The sequence below is a fragment of the Kocuria himachalensis genome, assembly GCF_054784195.1.
The window spans coordinates 1-3,968 of sequence record NZ_BAAGPL010000038.1; the positions used below are offsets into that span (position 1 = coordinate 1).

General features: G+C 70.0%; 6 protein-coding genes. 1 reads left to right on the forward strand and 5 read right to left on the reverse strand.

What is annotated here, in order from left to right; all coding sequences use genetic code 11:
* The 4 genes from ACYVM4_RS18180 to ACYVM4_RS18195 all read right to left on the reverse strand — a co-directional run.
* On the reverse strand, nucleotides 1–242 hold a 242-nt coding region (locus ACYVM4_RS18180), incomplete at its 3' end, for a transposase (protein WP_460669445.1).
* Between the two features lie 132 nt (nucleotides 243–374).
* Nucleotides 375–659 (reverse strand): transposase, encoded by a 285-nt coding sequence (locus tag ACYVM4_RS18185; protein WP_460669446.1) that lies wholly within the window; start codon nucleotides 657–659, stop codon nucleotides 375–377.
* Between the two features lie 67 nt (nucleotides 660–726).
* Entirely contained in the window at nucleotides 727–1,404 is a 678-nt protein-coding gene (locus ACYVM4_RS18190) for a hypothetical protein (protein WP_460669447.1), read from the reverse strand.
* A gap of 154 nt (nucleotides 1,405–1,558) precedes the next feature.
* Nucleotides 1,559–2,461: a PLD nuclease N-terminal domain-containing protein gene (locus tag ACYVM4_RS18195; protein WP_460669448.1), complete on the reverse strand. Its 903-nt coding sequence runs from the start codon at nucleotides 2,459–2,461 to the stop codon at nucleotides 1,559–1,561.
* Between the two features lie 220 nt (nucleotides 2,462–2,681).
* Between ACYVM4_RS18195 and ACYVM4_RS18200 the strand changes: the two genes are divergently transcribed.
* The gene (locus ACYVM4_RS18200) at nucleotides 2,682–3,050 is read left to right on the forward strand and encodes a hypothetical protein (RefSeq protein WP_460669449.1); all 369 of its coding nucleotides are present in this window, start codon (nucleotides 2,682–2,684) and stop codon (nucleotides 3,048–3,050) included.
* Here ACYVM4_RS18200 and ACYVM4_RS18205 read toward each other — a convergent pair.
* On the reverse strand, nucleotides 3,042–3,968 hold a 927-nt coding region (locus ACYVM4_RS18205; protein ID WP_460669450.1), incomplete at its 5' end, for an alpha/beta fold hydrolase. The two genes, ACYVM4_RS18200 and ACYVM4_RS18205, sit on opposite strands and share 9 nt — an antisense overlap.

Genomic DNA, 3,968 nt, shown 5'->3' on the forward strand with positions numbered 1-3,968 from the left:
GAGTCCACGCCGATGCGGGCGATCCGGGCAGTGATCCCGCGCCGGCGCAGGTAGCGGCGCACCCTCCGGTTGTCGTAGGCCTTGTCCGCGTGCAGCTTTCCCGGCCTGCGACGAGGTCGTCCCCGGCCTCGGCCCTTGACCGGGGCCAGCCCGTCCAGAATGGGCTCTACGAGCATGGAGTCATGGCGGTTGGCTCCGGTGATCGCCACCGCCAGTGGCAACCCGTCGGCGGTAACCAGCAAGTGGTACTTCGTCCCCAACTTGCCCCGATCCGTAGGGTTGGGGCCGGTCAGCTCGCCCCCCTTTTGGCCCGGACGCTGACCGAGTCCAGAGATGCCCTCGACCAGTCGAGCGCCTCGTTCTGGCCGAGCTGGTCAAGGACGGCGTGGTGGAGCTTGTCCCAGACCCCAGCCTCCTGCCAGGCCCGCAGCCGGCGCCAGCAGGTGATCCCGGAACCGTAGCCCAGCTCGGTGGGGAGTTTCTTCTTTGGCGTTGCCGTTGGCGGTCACGAACAGGATCCCCTCCAACGCCGCCCGGTCGTCGACCCGTGGCCTGCCGGTACGCCCGTTCTTCGCCGGTGGGGGTTGCGGGATCAACGGTTCCAGCAACTCCCACAACTGGTCGCTGACCAGCCGCTGAGACACCTTCTGCCTCGTCATGGCGACCATGATCGTCACCGGTCCGCGGGCCTCGCTACCCCCGACCCCGAACTATTGAAACCATTTCTTAGAAGAATGCGTCGGATCCCGCAGCGCCGGTCGACGCCCGGTGGAAGAAGAGGCCCAGTAGTGCGGTCGCGGCGGGGAACACCGCCGCGTAACCGATGATGCCGATGCCGCGCAGTTGCATGTCACCGGTGACGACTCCGCTGAGTCCGACCAGGGCCAGGACCCCGCTGAGGATCAGCAGCACGCGGATCGAGATGGCCAGCCGGCTGCCGCGGAAGACGGGTGCGGCGCAGAGCACCGCCAACGCGAAGAGCACGTCCCAGGCGAGGATCTCCAGGGCGTAGACGAGCGAGGGCCACCGGAACTCCAGGACCAGGGGCAGCCACGGCTGGCCGGTGACAACGGGGTGGCGGCTCAGGGTGAGGATGACGAAGTGCACGCTGGAGGTGAGCCCGGCCATCGAGACCATGAACGCGAGGGCCATCAGGCTGAAGATCTTCACTTCCGGTGCCGCCCAGGCGTGGACGGCGACCATCAGAGCGACCATCACCGGTGCTGCGAGGAGGATCAGGACCTCCAGGACGGGAAAGTAGGGGTCACCGATCGGGTGCTCCGGGGACGGCAAGGCCAGCAGCCCGGCGATGAGCGTGATGGCGTAGGCCGCGCTGAGGACCACGGTCACGGCGGCGGAGAAGACTCCGAGGTGGCGGGCGTTGGCGTTCCAGGCGAGTCCCACAGCAGTGTTCCCTTCAGCGCTTCCTCGGGCGGGCTGGCACCCTGTGGCCGGCGCCTGGTCCGGTGGATCCGGTCCCGATGCCCGCCCCCCGTGGGGGGCCCACCGATGACCGCACCCAGCGCCAGGGCGGGCCGGCCTGTTCCCGGCGGCGCGTTCAGCGGCGGATGCCGCGGAAGAAGTACAGGACCGGGCCCAGGAAGTTCACGGCGATGATCGCCGCCCAGATGCTTTTGCGTCCGTTGACCTGCTCCGCCGGCCGCCTGATGAGGTCTGCCCAGGCGGTGGCGGCCAGCGACAGCTGCACACCGACCAGGCCGAGGACCGCGGTCCGCTGCCGCCCCGTCAGCTCACTCCACCTCTTGCACTGTGTGCTGCTCATGGTCGTCCTCTGGCCGCCGGGGTGGTCGATGTCGTGTGCGGCCAGGCGCTGGATGTTGCGCAGCATCTCCTGGCTCATCACGAAACTGATCGGTTCCATCACAGCGGGAGCGGTGAACAGCTTCTCCTGCCAGGTGGGCCCGGCCAAGAGGTCGAGCCGTTCCACCAACCGGGTTCCCCCGCCCGGGGCGTCGCGCAGGTGGAAGGACCACACCCCGCCCGTGACCCGCTGGTCGGGGGTGGACGGGCCCGGAGAGGCGGCCAGCACCAGATCCCGGCCCGGCTCCAAAAGCGCCACGGGCAGGACCGCCTGCGGGTGCAACCGCACCTCCATCGCGGCGGCGAGGTCCTGGTGCTCGGGCAGGATCCGGTCGGTGTTGGCCATCCGGCAACCGAGGAGGTTCTCGAGGCGTTGGAAGCTGTAGAGCCCACCGCGGCCCTGACCGAGTTGGGCCAGCCACGGCCAGACCTCCTCCACCGGCGCGTTGATGGTCACCGCGTGGGTGGCTGACCAGGACACCGGTCGGCCCGGTGGGTGGCCGGGCCAGTCCGCCGTAACCTCCTGGGCCGTGGCGCCCCAGCTGCGGCGGTAGTCGCGTAACAGCGGACCCGTCGCGATGTGGCCGGCGATCCGGGCGGCCGCGGCCGCGTTGCGCGCCCAGCTGCGTCCAACATCCATCCACAACCCCTGACGTCTCGTGGGCACCCGTCGTCGCGCCGGGGTACAGGCTCATGGTGGAGGGAGGCCCACCGGCAGTCAACGGCGGTGCCTGTCGGACTCGTCACCGCAGGACATCACCGGACCACCCCCAGGAGCAGCCATGGGCTCCACCACCGTGCACCGACGCCCGCGTTCGCGTGCCGTTGCACCAGCAACAGTCCCGGGTCGGGGGTGGGTGGTGGCGACCCGAGCCGTGGGGGTGTACTTTGCCGCCGCGGCCGTGCTCAACACCGTCCACACCGTGCGCCACGCCCCCTGGTTGATGGGCTGGTTCCGTGACAACGCCTGGGTGGCGCCCTACCGACGGTTGCTGACCACCCTGCTCCCGGCCGCCCCGGGTGTCGTACTGGGCACGGCCGCGTTCGAGGCCGTGGTGGGCTACCACCTGCTGTCGGGGCGCCGGGTGTCCGGGGCGCTGCGCTGGGCCCAGGCCTGGGTGCTGGGCCTGGTGCCGGCGTTACCTTCGCCGTACTGGGTGCCGAACGCGGTCACCGCGGTCGTCTTCGGGCTCATCCGCCGCGGGGTGGCTGGCTCGCGATCAGTCTGAGGCGCCGGTCCGGGCCAGCACGGTGCCGGTCATGAACTCGTGGAAGGCCGAGGGTTCGTCCAGGTGCGGGGTGTGCCCGGAGTTGGCGAAGACCACCAGCTCCTTTTCCGGGGCCTCCACCGCCTCGAACCACTCCACGGCCAGATCGGACCGGCCCGGGGACTCGTAGGCGCCCTCCACCACGAACACCGGCACGTCCAGTACGGGGACGTCGCGGCGGAAGTCGATGTCTTGTAGCCGCGGGTAGAGCACGGCGAAGGTGTCGATGATCCCGCCCATGGCCCGCACCTGCTCGGTGAGGGTGTACTCGGGCACGAACAGGCTCACCGGGTACTGGCTGGCCGGGTCGTGGTCGGCCCCGTGCGGGAAGTCCCGGTACTCCGGGTTGGTCGACAGCGCGTCCGGATAGGCCAGCATGTCCGTGTACGGGGGCGGGCCGTTGTCGCGCAGTCGTTGGGCGAAGTCGGTGTCCCCGCTGCGTTGCGCCCAGTCCAGGGTCTCGGCGTACATCCGCTGATCGGTTTCCTGCTGATCCACCATCTGCCCCGAGCCGACGAAGGCGTGGTACTTTTCCGGTGCCTGTTGGGCGGCCAGGACCCCGAGGGTGGTGCCCCAGGAGGAGCTCACCAGGTAGATCTTCTCCTGGTCGAACCGGTCCCGGAGGTAGTCGGTGACCTGGACGGTGTCGGCCACCATCTGCTCCACCGTCATCGTGGAGGTCGGTTCCAGTGCCGGCACGGACTTGCCGGTGCCGCGCTGGTCCCACACGGCCACCACGAAGTCCTCCTCCAGCCCGCCCCCGGAGGCGCGCATCGCCCCCAGGGCCGTACCGCCCGGTCCGCCCTCGAGGAACAGCAGCACCGGGGCCTGCCGGTAGTGGCCGCGGATCATCAGCGACTGCTCGTGCCCGCCGACCGG